Source organism: Peribacillus sp. NPDC097198 (assembly GCF_044762055.1).
Taxonomy (GTDB): domain Bacteria; phylum Bacillota; class Bacilli; order Bacillales; family DSM-1321; genus Peribacillus.
Window position 1 is genome coordinate 159,827 of sequence record NZ_JBIWDO010000001.1, and the last position, 17,043, is coordinate 176,869.

At 43.4% G+C, this 17,043-nt stretch carries 20 protein-coding genes and 1 riboswitch; of the genes, 5 read left to right on the plus strand and 15 right to left on the minus strand.

Features of this window, described 5'->3' with window-relative positions; translation table 11 throughout:
* Positions 1–35: 35 nt before the first annotated feature.
* Positions 36–147: riboswitch (SAM riboswitch) on the minus strand.
* Positions 148–259: 112 nt separating this feature from the next.
* The 8 genes from ACIQXQ_RS00835 to ACIQXQ_RS00870 form a co-directional block, all read right to left on the minus strand.
* Positions 260–1,570, minus strand: coding sequence for an O-acetylhomoserine aminocarboxypropyltransferase/cysteine synthase family protein (locus ACIQXQ_RS00835; protein WP_402954385.1), 1,311 nt, complete (start codon positions 1,568–1,570; stop codon positions 260–262).
* Between the two features lie 339 nt (positions 1,571–1,909).
* Positions 1,910–2,218 carry a thioredoxin family protein gene (locus ACIQXQ_RS00840; protein WP_402870937.1) on the minus strand — a complete coding sequence of 103 codons (309 nt, stop codon included), beginning with the start codon at positions 2,216–2,218 and terminating at the stop codon, positions 1,910–1,912.
* A 3-nt stretch (positions 2,219–2,221) separates the two neighbouring features.
* Positions 2,222–2,587: a toprim domain-containing protein gene (locus ACIQXQ_RS00845; protein ID WP_402954388.1), complete on the minus strand. Its 366-nt coding sequence runs from the start codon at positions 2,585–2,587 to the stop codon at positions 2,222–2,224.
* Positions 2,588–2,654: 67 nt separating this feature from the next.
* Positions 2,655–3,035 (minus strand): glycine cleavage system protein GcvH, encoded by a 381-nt coding sequence (gene gcvH, locus ACIQXQ_RS00850; protein ID WP_402954391.1) that lies wholly within the window; start codon positions 3,033–3,035, stop codon positions 2,655–2,657.
* A 97-nt stretch (positions 3,036–3,132) separates the two neighbouring features.
* The gene (locus ACIQXQ_RS00855; protein ID WP_402870929.1) at positions 3,133–3,489 is read right to left on the minus strand and encodes an arsenate reductase family protein; all 357 of its coding nucleotides are present in this window, start codon (positions 3,487–3,489) and stop codon (positions 3,133–3,135) included.
* A 142-nt stretch (positions 3,490–3,631) separates the two neighbouring features.
* The gene (locus ACIQXQ_RS00860) at positions 3,632–5,419 is read right to left on the minus strand and encodes an acyl-CoA dehydrogenase family protein (RefSeq protein WP_402870926.1); all 1,788 of its coding nucleotides are present in this window, start codon (positions 5,417–5,419) and stop codon (positions 3,632–3,634) included.
* A gap of 89 nt (positions 5,420–5,508) precedes the next feature.
* On the minus strand, positions 5,509–6,687 hold the full coding sequence (locus ACIQXQ_RS00865) for an acetyl-CoA C-acetyltransferase (RefSeq protein WP_402870923.1): 1,179 nt from the start codon (positions 6,685–6,687) through the stop codon (positions 5,509–5,511).
* Positions 6,688–6,764: 77 nt separating this feature from the next.
* A complete protein-coding gene (locus tag ACIQXQ_RS00870) occupies positions 6,765–9,149 on the minus strand; it encodes a 3-hydroxyacyl-CoA dehydrogenase/enoyl-CoA hydratase family protein (RefSeq protein ID WP_402954394.1) in 2,385 nt (794 codons plus the stop codon).
* Between the two features lie 210 nt (positions 9,150–9,359).
* Here ACIQXQ_RS00870 and ACIQXQ_RS00875 point away from each other — a divergent pair, with 210 nt between their 5' ends.
* Entirely contained in the window at positions 9,360–9,491 is a 132-nt protein-coding gene (locus ACIQXQ_RS00875) for a YuzL family protein (protein WP_402870919.1), read from the plus strand.
* A 49-nt stretch (positions 9,492–9,540) separates the two neighbouring features.
* On the opposite strand, the gene ACIQXQ_RS00880 is transcribed toward ACIQXQ_RS00875, so the two are convergent.
* Positions 9,541–10,455 carry a proline dehydrogenase family protein gene (locus tag ACIQXQ_RS00880; protein ID WP_402870916.1) on the minus strand — a complete coding sequence of 305 codons (915 nt, stop codon included), beginning with the start codon at positions 10,453–10,455 and terminating at the stop codon, positions 9,541–9,543.
* A gap of 153 nt (positions 10,456–10,608) precedes the next feature.
* On the opposite strand from ACIQXQ_RS00880, the gene ACIQXQ_RS00885 reads away from it, so the two are divergent.
* Both ACIQXQ_RS00885 and ACIQXQ_RS00890 read left to right on the plus strand, forming a co-directional pair.
* Positions 10,609–10,887: a hypothetical protein gene (locus ACIQXQ_RS00885; RefSeq protein WP_402870913.1), complete on the plus strand. Its 279-nt coding sequence runs from the start codon at positions 10,609–10,611 to the stop codon at positions 10,885–10,887.
* A gap of 13 nt (positions 10,888–10,900) precedes the next feature.
* A complete protein-coding gene (locus tag ACIQXQ_RS00890) occupies positions 10,901–11,236 on the plus strand; it encodes a spore coat protein (RefSeq protein ID WP_402870912.1) in 336 nt (111 codons plus the stop codon).
* A gap of 39 nt (positions 11,237–11,275) precedes the next feature.
* On the opposite strand, the gene rodA is transcribed toward ACIQXQ_RS00890, so the two are convergent.
* From rodA to ACIQXQ_RS00915, 5 genes are all read right to left on the minus strand, one after another.
* Positions 11,276–12,445: a rod shape-determining protein RodA gene (rodA, locus tag ACIQXQ_RS00895; protein WP_402954397.1), complete on the minus strand. Its 1,170-nt coding sequence runs from the start codon at positions 12,443–12,445 to the stop codon at positions 11,276–11,278.
* Positions 12,446–12,596: 151 nt separating this feature from the next.
* Complete coding sequence (locus tag ACIQXQ_RS00900; RefSeq protein WP_402954400.1) at positions 12,597–13,478, minus strand: metal ABC transporter permease; 882 nt, start codon at positions 13,476–13,478, stop codon at positions 12,597–12,599.
* Positions 13,475–14,398 carry a metal ABC transporter permease gene (locus tag ACIQXQ_RS00905; RefSeq protein ID WP_402954403.1) on the minus strand — a complete coding sequence of 308 codons (924 nt, stop codon included), beginning with the start codon at positions 14,396–14,398 and terminating at the stop codon, positions 13,475–13,477. Before ACIQXQ_RS00905 ends, ACIQXQ_RS00900 begins: the two co-directional genes overlap by 4 nt.
* A gap of 10 nt (positions 14,399–14,408) precedes the next feature.
* Complete coding sequence (locus ACIQXQ_RS00910) at positions 14,409–15,161, minus strand: metal ABC transporter ATP-binding protein (protein ID WP_402870903.1); 753 nt, start codon at positions 15,159–15,161, stop codon at positions 14,409–14,411.
* Positions 15,162–15,172: 11 nt separating this feature from the next.
* On the minus strand, positions 15,173–16,090 hold the full coding sequence (locus tag ACIQXQ_RS00915; RefSeq protein ID WP_402870902.1) for a metal ABC transporter solute-binding protein, Zn/Mn family: 918 nt from the start codon (positions 16,088–16,090) through the stop codon (positions 15,173–15,175).
* A 267-nt stretch (positions 16,091–16,357) separates the two neighbouring features.
* Between ACIQXQ_RS00915 and ACIQXQ_RS00920 the strand changes: the two genes are divergently transcribed.
* Complete coding sequence (locus ACIQXQ_RS00920) at positions 16,358–16,561, plus strand: helix-turn-helix transcriptional regulator (RefSeq protein ID WP_402954408.1); 204 nt, start codon at positions 16,358–16,360, stop codon at positions 16,559–16,561.
* Entirely contained in the window at positions 16,561–16,860 is a 300-nt protein-coding gene (locus ACIQXQ_RS00925) for a hypothetical protein (protein WP_402870897.1), read from the plus strand. Before ACIQXQ_RS00920 ends, ACIQXQ_RS00925 begins: the two co-directional genes overlap by 1 nt.
* 1 nt (position 16,861) lies before the next feature.
* On the opposite strand, the gene ACIQXQ_RS00930 is transcribed toward ACIQXQ_RS00925, so the two are convergent.
* On the minus strand, positions 16,862–17,014 hold the full coding sequence (locus ACIQXQ_RS00930; RefSeq protein ID WP_402954412.1) for a hypothetical protein: 153 nt from the start codon (positions 17,012–17,014) through the stop codon (positions 16,862–16,864).
* Positions 17,015–17,043: the final 29 nt, after the last annotated feature.

The following is a 17,043-nucleotide window of genomic DNA, read 5'->3' on the forward strand; positions in this document are numbered from 1 at the left end:
TGCATGAGCAGAAAGGCAGGGAAAAGCAGGCCTTCCTCTCATCTCCCAAAGCCTCTACGCTTTGTGTGAATTGGCACCTTTCCAAGGAAAATCCTTGTCGGTTGCCGGGTTTCAACGGGCACATCCCTCCACCTCTCTTGATAAGAGCTATATATGGACTATTCTTTTTTGTCTTAACATTCACTTTACTATGTCTGAAATTTTAACACAGATAAAAAAGGAGTGCAATGTAAAATCCTAGGGTGTACCTGTTTCTCCATTAAACTCTTTGAGAATTCACTGACACGATATTCGTCGCTTTTTCAATCGCTTGCTCTAGATCTTCAAGTAAATCGTCTACATTTTCAATACCGATTGAAAGGCGAACCTGGTCGGCACTGACACCGGCCTTGACCAGTCCTGCATCATTCAATTGCTGGTGAGTTGTACTTGCTGGGTGGATGATTAGGCTTTTAGCATCCCCGACATTGGCGACATGCGACCATAACTCAACCGAATTGATGAGTGTGGAACCTGCTTCACGTCCCCCCTTAATTCCAAACGTCACCACAGATCCGGCTCCCTTAGGCAAGTATTTATCTGCAAGGGCTTTATCGGGATGATCATCGTTACCCGGATAAGAAACCCATGAGACTGCCGGATGGTTCTCCAAGTATTGAATGACTGTCCTCGTATTCAACAGGTGTTCCTTCATCCTGACATGGAGCGTTTCCAGGCCAAGCGTGAACTGGAATGCACTTTGAGCACTTAACGTCGGTCCCAAATCCCGAAGCAATTGCACACGCGCTTTCGTAATAAAGGCAGCAGGCCCTACCGCTTCGGAATAGACAAGTCCATCGTAACTAGGGTCAGGTTCCGTAAAGCCTGGATAATTAGGCGAATTCCAATCGAATTTACCACCGTCGATGATGACTCCCCCTAATGTCGTACCATTACCCAATAGCCACTTTGTAGCTGAATGGATGACAATATCCGCCCCAAAGTCAATTGGTCGGCACAGATACGGCGTTGCGAAAGTGTTATCAATAATAAGAGGTATCCCTGCTTCGTGGGCTATTTCCGCCACTGCTTCGATATCAAGAACCCTTAAGCTTGGGTTGCCGATTGTTTCGGCAAATATGGCCTTCGTTCGTGGAGTGATTGCCCGTTTGAAATTTTCCGGATCATCAGGTGAGACGAATTTCACTTTGATTCCGTATTTAGGGAGTGTATTTTCAAATAAATTATAGGTCCCGCCGTACAGTGTTGAAGCAGAAACGATTTCATCCCCCATACCAGCGATATTAAGGATGGAAAGGGATATAGCGGCCATGCCGCTTGCAACTGCCAATCCACCGATTCCCCCTTCTAACAGGGCCATTCTTTCTTCAAAGACACTGACAGTGGGATTGTGAAGCCTCGTATAGATGTAACCATTCTCTTTTAATCCAAATAGATTCGCTGCATGATCTGTATCTTTGAACAAATAAGCATTACTTTGATAAATGGGCACGGCGCGGGCACCCGTTTCGTCGACTTTTAAACCGCCATGCACACTCAACGTCTCAAAGCGGAATTTTTTTTCTGTCATTATATTCTCCCCTTCTTCCATTGTTTTAGTAGGAATTAAAGCGATATTGCCTCATCTCTTGTTATATGCAAGGAACCTTATAATATGAAGAAGTCGGAATTTCCCGCCGGGGTCGATAGAGATTTCCCTATTGAACGATGTCGCTTGGATAAGCGCGTTTTGTAAATGGCAAACATTCCATCCTCGTGTATGATGCGTCTATAACGTATGTACTTCATACAAAATATAGCACTTTAGTAGCAGGTAGTCAATTAGTTATTAGAATATTCAATCATTAATACGAATGCTATATTCCCCCCATGACTTCAACAAAAAAACCAATCCATGTAGGATCGGCTTTTAGCTTATCTCTTTCAGCAATCCATACAAATAAGGAACAGACTGAAAGGCATATATTTTTTTTGTCATCTTTCCTTTTTCAAAAAGCAAAAGACAGGGTACGCTCTCAATTTCATATCGCTCAGCCAATGTCTGGACATAATTCATGTTCATTTTTCCAGCCTTCATTTCCGGGAACAGCTCTAGTGTTATGGAAAGCATTCTTGAAGCCACCTGGCAGGTTCCACACAAAGGTGTGTATAGATATAAGCTAAAAGTGTTCCCTTGATCAACAGCTTGCTTAAAGTCTTCTTCTTTCCATTCCTCCATCAGTTACTCTTCCATCCTTTTACTTGTAAATTTAGTTTTCACTTTCATATTTGCAGCTAGTAGCACGGAAGCGATGTGATGTTCTGGGGTATCCTCGACTTCCTTGTACATCCTATCTATGTACAAATGCCTTGCTTCCGGCAGTTCCCGACGAAATTGTTTCCTTAGCTTTTCCCCTGACTCATCTGCGTCAAAAAGGATATAAACGTCCCGGCCTATCAATTCATCCACCATTTCATCCAACTTCGTTAAAGAAATGGTGCCATTGGTACATCTGATTTCCACTTCTTCGTCCAGAACGGATGCCACTTTGCGCTTGTCTGAAAGGCCTTCAACCATGATCACTTTATCGGGTACATCCCATTCCATCTCATCACCCCGTCTCCACTCAAATTGAAAAAGAGCAGGCTTAATTAAAGCCTCCCCCTCACCTTACTTACCCGTTTATCAGGCTATCATATTCGTTTGCACTCATCAGTTTTTCAACTTCACTGCTGTCTGATGGTTCAAGGACGATCATCCATGCTTTTTCAAACGGAGATTCATTAACGAATTCAGGATTGTCATTTAACTCTTCATTGATTTCAATGACCTTGCCGCTAATAGGAGCATAAAGTTCAGAAACCGTTTTAACGGATTCTACACTACCAAAGGGCTCGTTCGCTTTCAGTTCAGATCCGACCTCTGGAAGTTCAACAAAAACGATGTCCCCAAGTTCAGACTGGGCGAATGCAGTAATCCCTATGCGTACTGTACCCTCTTCCGTTTTGACCCATTCATGTTCTTTTGTATAACGAAGTTCTTTTGGCGTTGACATATTAATTCCCTCCATATTACAGCTTATATTTTATCTATTACATTATAAGGTAGATTCTTTGTTATGATAAGGAATTATCCAAATGTTTTGTAAAGTCTTAGCTCCAGGTCTGATCGAATTGTTCTTCTTTGAAACCTACTGTCACTTTTGAACCGTCCGTCACAATTGGTCTTTTCAAAAGCATGCCATCCGTAGCCAATATATCGAGCATCTCTTTCTCTGAAGCTTCTTTCAGTTTGTCTTTTAAACCGAGCTCGCGATATTTTTGCCCGCTCGTATTGAAAAACTTCTTCAACTCTAGTCCACTACTTTTATATATTTGTTCAATTTCTGCCCGAGAAGGGGGATTTTCCACGAGATGAATCGCTTCATATTGCAACTCATGACGATCCAGCCACTTCTTTGCATTACGGCATGTGCCGCATTTTGGGTACCAGTATAAAGTTAAGCCCATCGTTTCACCACCTTCCCTTAGAATACCCGTTTTTTTGGGGCAATACAACGATAGACCCTCTCTTCGCATCCCCATGAAAAACCTACAAAATAAATCAAGGGAATACCCGATATGGGCATCCCCTTGATTAAGACTTTAAGAATTAAAGTGCATATTTTTCATTTTCGATTACTTTGACGGAAGCTTCACGTTTTTTCGCAATAACATTGATTGGATTATGTCTAGTCAACTTGCGAAGGGAAGAAAGCATGATGCGCAACGTATCGCCAGTTTCAACAGCAATCAACGTTTCTTTTGCATGTTGCTCGATTTCATTGAAAGCTTCTTGAACGAAGATTTCAGTGTAAAGCACTTTTTGTTGGTTCTTTTCTAGACCTGTAGTCGCGATTGCTTTTTCCGTACGTAGCACCACTGATTCAGCAGCATAGGCAAGAGATACGATATCAGCAATATTTGAAAGGATTTCTTGTTCTTGATCAAGTTTTTTACCGAATTTTTGTGCAGCAAGGCCTGCAGCCAGGATGCCAATTTTCTTAGCATTTCTAACCAGCATTTTTTCTTGTGCCAACGGCTCATCGCCTGGCTCTTCCGGCATCATCATCATTAACTCTTCTTGTAAGCCTTGTGCTTTTTGAAGAAGAGGAAGTTCACCTTTAAGTGCCTTTTTCAGGAATGTGCCTGGAACGAGCAAGCGGTTGATCTCATTTGTCCCTTCAAAGATGCGGTTAATACGAGAATCACGGTACGCTTTCTCAATTTCATATTCTTGCATGAAGCCATACCCACCATGAAGCTGAACCCCTTCATCAGTTACATAATCCAACACTTCCGAAGCGAAGAATTTATTCAATGAACACTCGATTGCGTATTCAGCAACGGCTGCGGCCATGGATTTACCGTCTTTTACTTGCTCATCAGTCAGTTTGCTTTGTCTTTGGTCATAAAGGCCGACCGTACGATAAACAGAGCTTTCCGCGGCATAGATTTTAGAAGCCATCGTCGCTAATTTTTCTTTTGTTAGGTTGAAATCAGAAATTTTCGTTTTGAACTGCTGACGCTGATTTGTATAAGCAGCTGTAAGTTCAAGAGCACGTTTTGAACCGCCTACTGCACCGACACCCAATTTATAACGTCCGATGTTCAAGATATTGAAGGCAATGACATGGCCTTTACCCGCGACACCTAGAAGGTTCTCAACCGGAACGGCTACATCTTCAAGGATCAATGTACGTGTAGAAGAACTCTTAATGCCCATTTTCTTTTCTTCGGCACCTGTAGATACACCAGGATATTCACGTTCTACGATGAAAGCGGAAAACTGTTCGCCATCGATTTTTGCGTAAACACAGAATACATCTGCAAATCCTGCATTCGTGATCCATTGTTTTTCTCCATTTAAAATATAATGAGTGCCTTCTGCATTCAATTTTGCCGTTGCTTTCGCACCCAACGCATCAGATCCCGAGCTCGGTTCAGTTAAAGCATATGCCGCAATTTTTTCACCTGTTGCAAGTAGTGGAAGGTATTTTTGTTTTTGCTCTTCATTACCGAATAATACGATTGGTAAAGAGCCGATTCCTACGTGCGCACCGTGCGTAATTCCGAATCCGCCAGCAAGTGCCATTTTTTCCGTAATTAATGCAGAGCTGATTTTATCAAGGCCAAGACCGCTATATTCTTCTGGTACGTCAGCGCCTAGTAAGCCAATTTCCCCAGCATGCTTCAGCAATTTTACAGAACGGTCAAATTCATGGTTTTCTAAGTGTTCAACTTGCGGAAGGACCTCGTTCACTACGAAATCTTCAGAAGTTTTGGCAATCATTTTGTGCTCATCAGAATAATCCTCTGGTGTAAACACTTGATCATACGTAATATCTTCGACTAAAAATGCTCCACCTTTAATCAAGTTTTCTGTTGTTGGATTGGACATAAAAATTCCTCCTATATGGTAAGTTTCATTATAATAAGTTTCATTGAAGGCCGGATACAGTGATTATACCTGCATCCGGATAAAAGGTTCTAAGCTAATAATTCGAATACTCCGGCAGCACCCATACCGCCGCCGATACACATGGTGACTACTCCGAATTGTTGGTTTCTGCGTTTCATTTCATGAAGCAGGCTTAGGGTCAATTTGGCACCCGAACAGCCAAGTGGATGACCAAGGGCGATGGCCCCTCCATTGACGTTGACAATCTCTTCGTTCAAGCCAAGCTCCCGGATGATTTGAATGGATTGAGAAGCGAACGCCTCATTCAATTCGAACAAACCGATATCAGATAGCTCAAGCCCTGCAAGTTTTAATGCTTTAGGAATCGCAGCGATTGGGCCGATCCCCATGATTTCAGGCGGAACTCCCGCTACCGCAAAGGAACGGAACTTACCAATTGGCTTCATGCCTAAAGAGGAAGCTTTCTCTCCCTCCATCACCATGACGGCAGCAGCTCCATCACTTGTTTGCGATGAATTTCCTGCGGTAACGGATCCAGTTACAGAAAATGCCGGTCTTAGCTTTTTAAGGACTTCGACTGTCGTCCCCTCACGGACGCCTTCATCTTGAGTGAATTGAAATTTCTTTTCCTGCAGTTTCAAATCCGGACCTACAGAACGGAGAGTTACGTCTACCGGAACGATTTCATCAGAGAATTTCCCTTCTGCAATGGCCTTCGCCGCTCTTTGATGGCTGCGTACAGCAAATGCATCTTGGTCATCACGGGAAATCCCATATTTATTCGCTACAGCTTCGGCTGTGTGCCCCATACCCATGTAATACTCAGGCGCCGTTTCAGCAAGATGTGCGTTCGGACGGGTAACATGGCCCATCATAGGCACTAGACTCATAGATTCTGCGCCACCTGCTATGACCGTATCGCTTTGGCCGAGCATGATTCGTTCCGCTCCATATGCAATGCTTTGCAAACCACTCGAACAGTAACGATTGATGGTAATGGCCGGCACCGTGTATGGCAAGCCAGCCAATGCTCCGATATTCCTTGCCATATTCAGGCCTTGCTCTGCCTCTGGCATCGCACAGCCGATGATCAAATCATCGATATTGCCTTCATAATTTCCAGCACGCTTCAACGTTTCCTTTACCACAAGAGCCCCTAAATCATCTGGACGAACGTTAGCAAGAGAACCTTTTTTTGCTCTTCCTACCGGAGTCCTTGCTCCAGCTACTATTACTGCTTCTTTCATGAGGATCCCCCTTACTTCATTTTTAAGCTATCAACCTATTGAACTTTAGTTATTTGACTCTATCTTTGGACGATCAATTAGTTACGAAGTGGTTTTCCCTTAACAAGCATGTGTTGCATCCTTTGTTGTGATTTCGGTGTTGAAATCAATTTTAAGAATGCTTGTTTTTCTAGGTCCAGGATATATTGTTCATCTACTTCTGTACCGAATGGAAGTTTCCCACCAGCCAGGACATACGCAAGCTCTTTAGCGATGACTAGGTCATGCTCGGAGAGGAAGCCTGAAAGACGCATCGCTTCTGCCCCTAAAAGAAGTGCGGCATAACCGGTCTCACCAACCACAGGGATTTTCGTGCGGGTTGGTGCTGTGTAACCTTGGTCATACATCGAAATGACGGACTGCTTCGCATCATATAACTGATGGTCGGAATTCACACTGATTCGATCGGAAGCACCAAGGAAATTATTTTCCCGCGCCTCTTCGGCAGAAGTAGAAACCTTAGCCATGGCAACCGTTTCAAATACCCGATTCGCTACCTTCTGCAAATCAAAGTCGACGCCTTTTGGCATGCTCTTCAATGTTTTCACATAAAGTTCTTTGGTTCCGCCACCACCAGGTATCAAGCCAACGCCAGCTTCCACTAGACCCATATACGTTTCCGTAGTCGCCTGAATGCGTGCGGCAGGAAGGGAAACTTCTGCACCTCCGCCAAGCGTCATATTGAATGGCGCTACGACGACAGGGACCGCACTATATTTAATTTTCAACATCGCTTTTTGGAATTGGCTGATCACCATATCCAATTCGAATATATTGTCATCCTGGGCTTCCATCAACATCATGGCGATATTGGCGCCTACACAGAAGTTTTTGCCTTGGTTTCCAATGACCAAGCCTTTATAATTTGCTTCGGCCTCATCAACAGCCGCATTGATCATCTGCATGATATCAAGACCAATTGCATTGTTCGGTGACGTGAACTCAAGAAGTACGACTCCGTCTCCAATATCAATCAAACTTGCACCACTGTTTTTCTTGATTACGCCTTTTTGCTTCTTGATCGCTTTCAGGTTGATCACCTTTGGATTCTCAAGAAGTTCCTTATATTCACCATTGTGATAGTAGGAAACTACACCATTTTCTTCTTTATAGAATGAAGTGATGCCTTTTTCCAGCATTTCCTTCACCCATTGAGGAACAGTGACACCTTCTTGTTCTAAGCGTGCTACTGATTTTTCGACACCAATTGCGTCCCACGTTTCGAAAGGTCCTGTAGACCAACCGAAGCCCCATTTCATTGCCTGGTCAATTGCCACAATATCGTCAGCAATGTCTCCTAGTAGTTGTGCAGAATACACAAGGGCTGGATTCAACACATTCCAAAGCAGGAGGCCAGCACGGTCATCACTATAAACAAGCGCTTTCATTTTATTAGAAAGACCTTTTGCCTGTTTCGCCATTTCTATAGAAGGCGTTTTCAGTTTTTTCCGTGGTTCGTATTCAAGTGTTTCAGGATTCAGTTCAAGGATTTCCTTGCCTTTTTTCAGGAAAAATCCTTGTCCGGATTTGCTTCCAAGCCAACCGTTTTCAAGCATTTTATTCATGAAATCCGGGATGCGGAAAACTTCCTTTTCCTCTCCTTCAACCTGGTCATATACATTCTTCGCAACATGTGCAAAAGTATCAAGACCCACTACATCAAGCGTACGGAATGTTGCGCTCGTCGCCCTGCCAATCAATGGACCTGTTACAGAATCCACTTCACCCACGCTGTATCCGCCTTTTTGCATTTCACGAAGGGTAACAAGCAGACCATACGTACCGATGCGGTTGGCGATGAAATTCGGTGTATCTTTGGCTTCGACCACTCCTTTACCAAGAACGTCTTCACCAAATTGCTTCATATATTCAAGTACTTCAGGAGCAGTGGCTTTCGTAGGAATGACTTCCAAAAGTTTTAAATAGCGTGGAGGGTTGAAAAAGTGAGTTCCCAAGAAATGCTTTTGGAAATCTTCAGAACGTCCCTTGGCCATCGCCTCAATTGATATACCTGATGTATTGGAAGAAATGATGCTGCCCGGTTTACGGTATTTATCAACCTGAGCAAACACACTCTGCTTCACATCAAGTCTCTCCACGACCACTTCAATTACCCAATCTACTTCATTTAAACGGCTTATATCATCTTCCAGGTTCCCCGCTTCAATCAAGGCCAGATTGCCTTTTGCTGATAACGGAGCTGGTTTTTGTTTTAGAAGTTTAGTAATCGCAGTCTGACTAATGCGGTTACGTACTTGTTTATTTTCTAATGTAAGACCTTTTTTCTTCTCGTCCTCCGTGAGTTCACGAGGTACAATATCCAATAATAAAGTCGGAATGCCGATGTTAGCAAGGTGTGCAGCAATCCCTGATCCCATAACTCCTGACCCTAGAACAGCAGCCTTTCGTATTTGTCGAACCAAGTTCATATCCCCCTTACACAATGTATTGAATGAATGCTCATTCATTTTTGCCCTAAAAAATTTTTGAATATTTATTCTTATTACTAATATAGAATAAATTTGGAAATTCTGCAATGATTAAACAGGAAAAATTAAATATTTTTATCGTAAAACCCTTGGTTAGTTTTCACTCTTTAGAAGAAAATAACGAACAGGAGGTGACGTATACTCATGAAGCATAAAGATAATCCTTCCAAAGGAGCCGTAAGTGCCGCAAGCGTGAAAGGAAACGCGGGTCCTGGCGGTGAACGTAACAACGGAAAGAATAAGGTGAACAGCCAGAACAATCAATTTAAAAAATAGAGTCCAAAGTAGAGTAGCCGTCCCTTATCCGGGCCGGCTCTTACACCTGCTATCTCTTCCATATCCCCTTTAAAACGAAGGCAACATTGGCTGGCCTCTCCGCTAGGCGGCGCATGAAATATCCGTACCAATCCGTACCATATGGAACATACACCCTAACCTTATAACCCTCATCAGCTAATTCCAATTGCTTTTCATTCCGGATGCCGTATAACATTTGAAATTCGAACCGATCCGGGCTGATGCCATGTCTCTTGACGAGGTTTTTCGTGTAATCAATGATTTTATCATCATGGGTGGCGACCGCCGTATAGTTCCCATTTAGCAGATGCTTTTTAATGATTTTCTTGAAGTTTGCATCCACCTTCTCTTTTTCTGGGAAGGCGATGTCACTTGGTTCTTTATAAGCTCCTTTAACCAGTCGAAGATTCGGATGGAGGAAATTCAACTCGTCGAGATCTTTCTCCGTCCGATAAAGATATGCTTGTATAACCGTACCAAGATCATTATATTCAGCTTTTAGTTTTTTGAACACTTCTAATGTTGGCTGACAGCGCGGAAAATCTTCCATATCTAGCGTAACGAATACCCGGGCGGCTTTTGCTTCTTCTAAAATCCTTCTCATATTCTTCATGACAACATGTTCCGAGATATCCAAACCCATCGAAGTAAGTTTCAATGATAATTGGGAATCGAGACCATGCTCGGAAATGGCTCGAATCGCATCGATGCACTGGTTTGCCATCTCTTCTGCTTCCTGCTCATGATCTATGAATTCACCTAGATAGTCTATCGTCACAGATAACCCTTTCCGATTTAGTTCTGCAATGACCTTAGTCGCTTCATCCAAAGTTTCTCCGGCAACAAAGCGGGCTGCCCCAAAACGCAATCCATATCTCCGTGCAGCCTTAATTAATGGTTTATTCTTCGATAGGTAGAGAAAGAAGTTCCTCATTAGTTCCATCTGCGTTCCCTCCAAATCCCCGTTTGGAAAAATAGATGTTAGGGTTAGGCTCTTATATCCTTCATGTATATTCAGTCACTTGCTCTTCTCGAATATAAAATTAAAAACAGGGGAAATTAATCTCGTTCAGACCACAATGAAGGAGGTAAGATGATGGAACAACAAAACTCGATGAACAACCAGCAACAAACGACCGGTTTCATGAAACAGCCACCCGAAATGGTATCTGTAAAAGATAGTATGTACCTTACCGATATGCTTTCCTGGAACTTGATTGCGATTAAAAAAGCACACTTTTACGCGAAACAATGTAAAGATCCTCAAATCATAGACGCTTTAACCCGCTGTGGACAGATGCATCAACGTCATTACGACACCATCTTGTCCCACTTAAATCCAAACCAACAGCAAAACCAACAACAATTCCAGTAAAGGAGGTTTCTTGATGCCTAATCAAAACAAGGTCCAAAATCCCGAATCAACCATTGCCAAGACGCCAGAAATGAATGATCGCGATTTTACAAATGATATGTTGGCAACAGAGAAGTATTTCTGTAACTCTTATTCAGTTGCCCTCCATGAGATGAGTAACCAAGCTTTATTTCAAGATATTTTCTCGGTCTCTAAGGAAACCCAGGAAATGCAACGGGAACTTTATAACCTGATGTTCGAAAAAGGATGGTATGGCTTGGAAAAGGCACAAACTGATAGTTTAGGCCAGTCCTACCAGCAGTTCTCTGGATATAAAGATCAATTCCCATCCGGTTCAAAGCTTCAATAACTATAAAAAACGCCGGCCATGGTGAATGGCCGGCGTTTTTTATATATCCGTCGAAAACATGTACTTTTTATAATGATACCTTATGCTGAATATCAAGCCCATGGCCATCATATTCCCCATGAGCGAGCTTCCCCCGTAACTGATGAATGGAAGCGGAATTCCGGTGATCGGTAATACGCCGACCGTCATTCCGATATTTTGAAACACGTGAAACGTTAACATGCTGATGATGCCCACACAAATATATGTATAGAAATTATTCCGCGTTTCCATGCCGGTTTTTGTAATATGGTAAACCAATAAGAAGAACAAGGAGATAATGATACTGGAACCGATGAAGCCGAATTCTTCCCCGATGATACTAAAGATGAAATCCGAATGACTTTCCGGTAAATATACTTCCCTTGACCCTATGCCCTTACCTGTGGTCTGCCCCGAACCTATGGCCAGCAAGGATTTCGTCAAATGATACCCTTCCGAACTCGCATAGTTATAAGGATCCAGCCATGAATAAATACGGCCGAACTGATACGTTTTCACACCTATTTTCTCAAGCAATTCCGGATGCCAGAGGACGAAGTACATGATGGTGGAAACGGTAACGATACCGGCTGTCACGATTGGAAGCAAGATTTTCCATGATATCCCCGAAATGAAGATCATTCCGATCATGATTGACATTAAAACAAGCGATGTACCTAAATCCGGCTGTTGCATGATCAACAGCAACGGAGCTCCCGTCACAAGCCCTATCTTAACAAGGAGCCAGAGATCGGTTTGGATGGTTTTCAACGTATTCTTGAGATGATGATTTGAAATGACATTCGCCAAGGCCAAAATGAGAAAAACCTTCATGAATTCCGAGGGCTGTATCGATCCCAGTGGCTTAATGATGAACCAACTTTTCGCACCATTACGTACGGGCGCAATGGAATCTGGCATGACAAGCAATAATAACAATAGCAATAATCCGAATCCATATGCATACCAAGATATCTTCTTCAACTGGTCTGAATCCAGCGTGATGATTCCGAGAACAATCCCGACTCCAACCGCATACCAAAATATTTGTTTTATTAAGAAGTTTTCTTCGTATTGTCCAGTAGTCTGCGCACTGTATATGGCCAAACAACTACCAATACATAACAACAATAATATCGTGACCAAAGAAAAATCTATTCGCGATGAAAATTTATTTTGTTCTTCCATAATGAACTCTCCCTTAAAAAGGTTCCTGCTTCTTTAAATTACACTTACTCATTATACTTTAAACAAAGAAAATCACAACTATATCTAAGGATAGTTTGATGGCAAAAAGGCCACATGAAGTGAAAATCATGCAGCCTCTAAGTGGAATGTACTATAAATGGGTTTCCCTTGCCCTTCTTCGTTTTATAAACCTAGTGGCCACCCCGTTGATCGGTGAAAAAAGGAAAGCCAAGCCGAATAAGAAAGCGGCTGAACCAACCATGCACCCTGAGATGGAAGCATCAAGAAAAGTTGCTGAATAATACCCAATGACCGAGCTCAAGACCCCGACCCCGATGCTGACGACAATCATCCGACTTAATCGGTCCGAAAGCAAATAGGCCGTTGCCGCAGGAATAATGAGCATCCCCACCACCAAAATCGAACCGACACTATCAAACGACGCCACAGTTGTCAAAGAAACGAGACCCATCAGTAAATAGTGAAAAAATATAACCGGTATGCCCATCGCTGCAGCAAGTGCGGGATCGAAGGAAACCAGCTTAAATTGCTTGAAGAAAAGAAAAAGTAAGAGAAGATTGATCATGAAACAGCTTCCTACAATCCAAACGGCCTTTGGCCCTGCCATAACCCCACCGATTGACATCATATTCCATGGGGTATATGCAATCTCGCCATAAAGGACATGATCCAGATCAAAATCGATTTGCTGTGTATATAAACTGACCAATACAATCCCTACTGCGAATAGGGAAGTGAACACGATGCCTATCGCTGCGTCGGATTGAACCCCGGATGTTTGGAATAGCTGGATTAAGAATACGGTAAGTAAACCGAGTGCTGCTGCACCAATCAGCATGGGAATCGAATCACGCGACCCCGTTATTAAAAACGCCAATACGATGCCGGGTAAAACCGAGTGACTGATTGCATCGCCAATCAAGGTCATCTTCCTTACTATTAAAAAACACCCCAGTACACTGCAGGAACTCGCTACAAGCGCCCCGACTAAGATAATCCAAAAATCGTTCATGCTGAATGGCTTCCTTTCCTTTTTTCCTGTTCATGTACATAGATCTTTTTTGCCGAAACCCTTCTCCACGTCTTGGAGATGACTCCACGTTTAGGAGCAAAAAGCATGGAAAAGAAAAACCAGACCGTGGCCGATAAAACAATCAAAGGGCCTGTTGGCAGGTTATTGACCGACGTGCTGATTAATGTCCCGGACACCCCGCTCAGCAAACCGAAAATTCCAGAGAGTATGACCATGATATGCAGGCGCTCCGTCCAGTACCTGGCAGAAACGGCTGGGGTAATCAGCAAGGATGCCATCAACACTACCCCTACCGCCTGAATGCCGATGACGACAGCCGCCACTATCAGCATCATGATGAAATAGTCGAGGAATACGACCGGCAATCCCATCCCCTTGGCAAATCCAGGATCGAAGGACAATAGCTTAAATTCCTTGAAAAATAACGTACAAGTGAAAATGAGTATAAAGGAAACGGTCATCATCATATACACATCCGACATCACCATCGATGCCGTTTGCCCGAACAGAAAAGTGTCCAGTCCGCTTTGGTTTCCATATTCACTCTGCTGGATCTGTGTCAGCAATACGATTCCCAATCCAAAGAATGAAGTCAATACGATGCCTAGTGCCGCATCCTGTTTGATTTTACTGTACCTCGTCAGTATGCTAATCAGAAAAACCGCCACTAAACCTGCAACGGCCGCTCCGATCAGAAAGAAGGAGGTCGACTTCACCCCTGTTACGATGAAAGCGACGCAAATCCCAGGCAAGGCCGCATGTGCGAGCGTGTCACCCAATAGGGATTGTTTTCTCAAGTAAGCAAAACTTCCGATGACTCCACTGCTTAAGCCAAGGAACATGGTGCCTAGCAATATCCATCTTGTGTTGGGGTCCGCAAGTATATCCAGAACGTTCATCGTGTACACCTCATTTCAATAGCAAGCCTGACTCAGCATCGGATAATATCGCTAACCGTCCTCCATATGTCTCCTGCAAAAACTCAGGAATGAAGACCTCTTCTGTCGGACCAATCTTCATCACCTTTTTATTGAGCAACATCGTCCAATCGAAATATTCCTTCACAGTCGACAAATCATGATGCACTACAAGAACTGTCTTCCCTTTTTCTTTCAGCTCCATCAATAGCTGGATGATTGCCTTTTCCGTTGCGGCATCAACGCCCACAAATGGTTCATCCATGAAATAGATGTCCGCTTCCTGCGCCAACGCTCGTGCCAGGAAAATCCGTTGCTGCTGCCCGCCGGAAAGCTGACTAATCTGACGGTCAGCATACTCAACCATCCCTACTTTTTCCAGACATTCCATCGCCTTCATTCGTTCAGCCTTCCCGGGACGCTTCAACCAGCCCAGGTGCCCGTACCTGCCCATCATCACGACATCGAGTGCATTTGTCGGGAAATCCCAGTCCACCGATTCTCGCTGTGGTACATAACCGATACTCTTCCTCATGGATTTATAAGAAGCACCATGGATCGTGACTTTCCCGGCTAGTCTTGGAACCAATTCAAGAATCCCCTTGATCAAGGTGGATTTCCCCGCCCCATTCGGACCGATGATACCAATCAGATTCCCTTCCGGAACCTCGAATGTAACATCTTCGACCACCGGCTTTTTATGATAAGCTATCGTCAGATTCTCGACTTTCAACGCATAATTCATCCCATTTCCTCCTATTTTAATGCCTTCACGATCGTATCGGTATTATGCCGGACCATTCCGATATAGGTTCCTTCTTCCGTGCCTTTTTCCCCCATTGCATCCGAGAACAGCTCGCCGCCTATTTCCACGCTATGGCCTTGCTTTTCAGCTCCCTGAATGACCGCTTCGATAGCCTTTTTCGGTACGCTTGATTCCACGAAAATGGCTTTGATTTCATTTTCCACAAGATATTCACGCATATCCGTTACATCCTTCGAACCATATTCCGATAGAGTATTCATCCCCTGAAGCCCTCTCACTTCCAATCCATATGATTTGCCGTAATACCCAAAAGCATCATGTGCCGTGACGAGGACCCGCTGATTCTCCGGAATCTTATTTATCTCCTCATGGACATATTCATCAAGTTCCTTCAACTGGATAACATAGGCTTCATAATTTTCTAGATAACTAGCTTCATGGTCCGGGTCATTTGCAATCAGCTCTTCCTTCACGGCTTCCGCTGCCACCATCCAAAGCTTTACATCAAACCAGACATGCGGGTCATGTTCCGTTTCACTGACCTTATGAAGCTGATCCCCCGTAAAGTCTTTCGTCACCGCAATCGTCGGTTTCTCCTTACTCATCATTTCAAAGATATCCGTCATTTTCCCTTCAAGGTGCACACCGTTATAAAAAATCATGTCAGCTGAATCAAGTGTTTTCACGTCCCCCTGCGTTGCCTTATATAGGTGGGGGTCGACTCCCGGCCCCATTAAACTTGTGACCTTCACATGTTCACCGCCGATATTCTCGACCAAGTCCCCAATCATCCCCGTCGTAGCTACTACATTCAGCTTTCCTTGAACGTGATTCGATGGTTCATTGCTACATCCTGATATCATGACCACTGCCATAAGCAAGCTTCCAACCCATTTCAAAAACTTCATGTATTCCCCTCCATTTTATAGCCCTATATAAAAAAGTTTACCAAGGGCAAGATTTAGGCCAAAAAAAATCCGTTATATTTTGTCCTACGCGCTAGAATGTTTCCTCTATACAACTTATTTTATACTATACACAATTATTCGTAAAAAGTGCAAATTTTTAAATGTTGGACTGAAGAAATTTAATGCAGGAAAATATATACAAAACAACTTTTGTAAAGTATACTTTACGTACAGTGAGCTTTACATTAAAGAAAGGAGCCTGAGGGGTTGAAAAACAAATTACGGGATATGCGCAAGTCTCATCAACTTACACAAGAAAAGCTATCCGAACTAACGGGCGTATCCCGGCAGACGATTATTTCTATAGAATCCGGAAGATTCGATCCATCCATCAAGCTTGCTTACAAACTGGCAAAAGTGTTCGATTTGACCATTGAGGATATATTTCTATTTGAGGAGGAGGAAATGTAATGGATTTTAACTGGTGGGCTTTTTTAGGAAGTACCCTTGGCATCATCGGAGGGCTGGCTGGATTAAGGGGAGGTCGCCGTGCCGCTGCCAAGCGACGGGGATTGGATGAACGATTTGACCTCATCCGAACTAAAGCACGGGCAACCAGCTGGTTTTTCACCCTTTTTGGGATCTATATCTTTTTCTTCTTATTATTTTTTGGCGTAAAACTCTCTGTTGCCCCTGTTCTAGGTATTCTCTTACTTCTTCATCTCGGGTCATGGGCGATTTCCGTTTTTTATTATGAAGCAAAGCTTTAAATCATTTTTGTGATTTTACTGCTAGATAAGCTAACCCCAACTCAATCCCGCAAAGCACGATCAAACAAAGCAAAGTCGTTAACATCTTCATCCCTCCTTCAAGACTTTTATTAATCTTAAAGGATGAAACCCATACCAGAACAAGTCCCAGCATGAAGGCATTTCCCCTTTATGCTTTCGTTC

Bases quoted from the DNA above. Each gene is read 5' to 3' on its own strand.
- ACIQXQ_RS00835 (WP_402954385.1), bottom strand. From the start codon at position 1,570: ATGACAGAAAAAAAATTCCGCTTTGAGACGTTGAGTGTGCATGGCGGT.
- ACIQXQ_RS00840 (WP_402870937.1), bottom strand. From the start codon at position 2,218: ATGGAGGAATGGAAAGAAGAAGACTTTAAGCAAGCTGTTGATCAAGGG.
- ACIQXQ_RS00845 (WP_402954388.1), bottom strand. From the start codon at position 2,587: ATGGAATGGGATGTACCCGATAAAGTGATCATGGTTGAAGGCCTTTCA.
- gcvH (WP_402954391.1), bottom strand. From the start codon at position 3,035: ATGTCAACGCCAAAAGAACTTCGTTATACAAAAGAACATGAATGGGTC.
- ACIQXQ_RS00855 (WP_402870929.1), bottom strand. From the start codon at position 3,489: ATGGGCTTAACTTTATACTGGTACCCAAAATGCGGCACATGCCGTAAT.
- ACIQXQ_RS00860 (WP_402870926.1), bottom strand. From the start codon at position 5,419: ATGTCCAATCCAACAACAGAAAACTTGATTAAAGGTGGAGCATTTTTA.
- ACIQXQ_RS00865 (WP_402870923.1), bottom strand. From the start codon at position 6,687: ATGAAAGAAGCAGTAATAGTAGCTGGAGCAAGGACTCCGGTAGGAAGA.
- ACIQXQ_RS00875 (WP_402870919.1), top strand. From the start codon at position 9,360: ATGAAGCATAAAGATAATCCTTCCAAAGGAGCCGTAAGTGCCGCAAGC.
- ACIQXQ_RS00880 (WP_402870916.1), bottom strand. From the start codon at position 10,455: ATGGAACTAATGAGGAACTTCTTTCTCTACCTATCGAAGAATAAACCA.
- ACIQXQ_RS00885 (WP_402870913.1), top strand. From the start codon at position 10,609: ATGGAACAACAAAACTCGATGAACAACCAGCAACAAACGACCGGTTTC.
- ACIQXQ_RS00890 (WP_402870912.1), top strand. From the start codon at position 10,901: ATGCCTAATCAAAACAAGGTCCAAAATCCCGAATCAACCATTGCCAAG.
- rodA (WP_402954397.1), bottom strand. From the start codon at position 12,445: ATGGAAGAACAAAATAAATTTTCATCGCGAATAGATTTTTCTTTGGTC.
- ACIQXQ_RS00900 (WP_402954400.1), bottom strand. From the start codon at position 13,478: ATGAACGATTTTTGGATTATCTTAGTCGGGGCGCTTGTAGCGAGTTCC.
- ACIQXQ_RS00905 (WP_402954403.1), bottom strand. From the start codon at position 14,398: ATGAACGTTCTGGATATACTTGCGGACCCCAACACAAGATGGATATTG.
- ACIQXQ_RS00910 (WP_402870903.1), bottom strand. From the start codon at position 15,161: ATGAATTATGCGTTGAAAGTCGAGAATCTGACGATAGCTTATCATAAA.
- ACIQXQ_RS00915 (WP_402870902.1), bottom strand. From the start codon at position 16,090: ATGAAGTTTTTGAAATGGGTTGGAAGCTTGCTTATGGCAGTGGTCATG.
- ACIQXQ_RS00925 (WP_402870897.1), top strand. From the start codon at position 16,561: ATGGATTTTAACTGGTGGGCTTTTTTAGGAAGTACCCTTGGCATCATC.
- ACIQXQ_RS00930 (WP_402954412.1), bottom strand. From the start codon at position 17,014: ATGCTGGGACTTGTTCTGGTATGGGTTTCATCCTTTAAGATTAATAAA.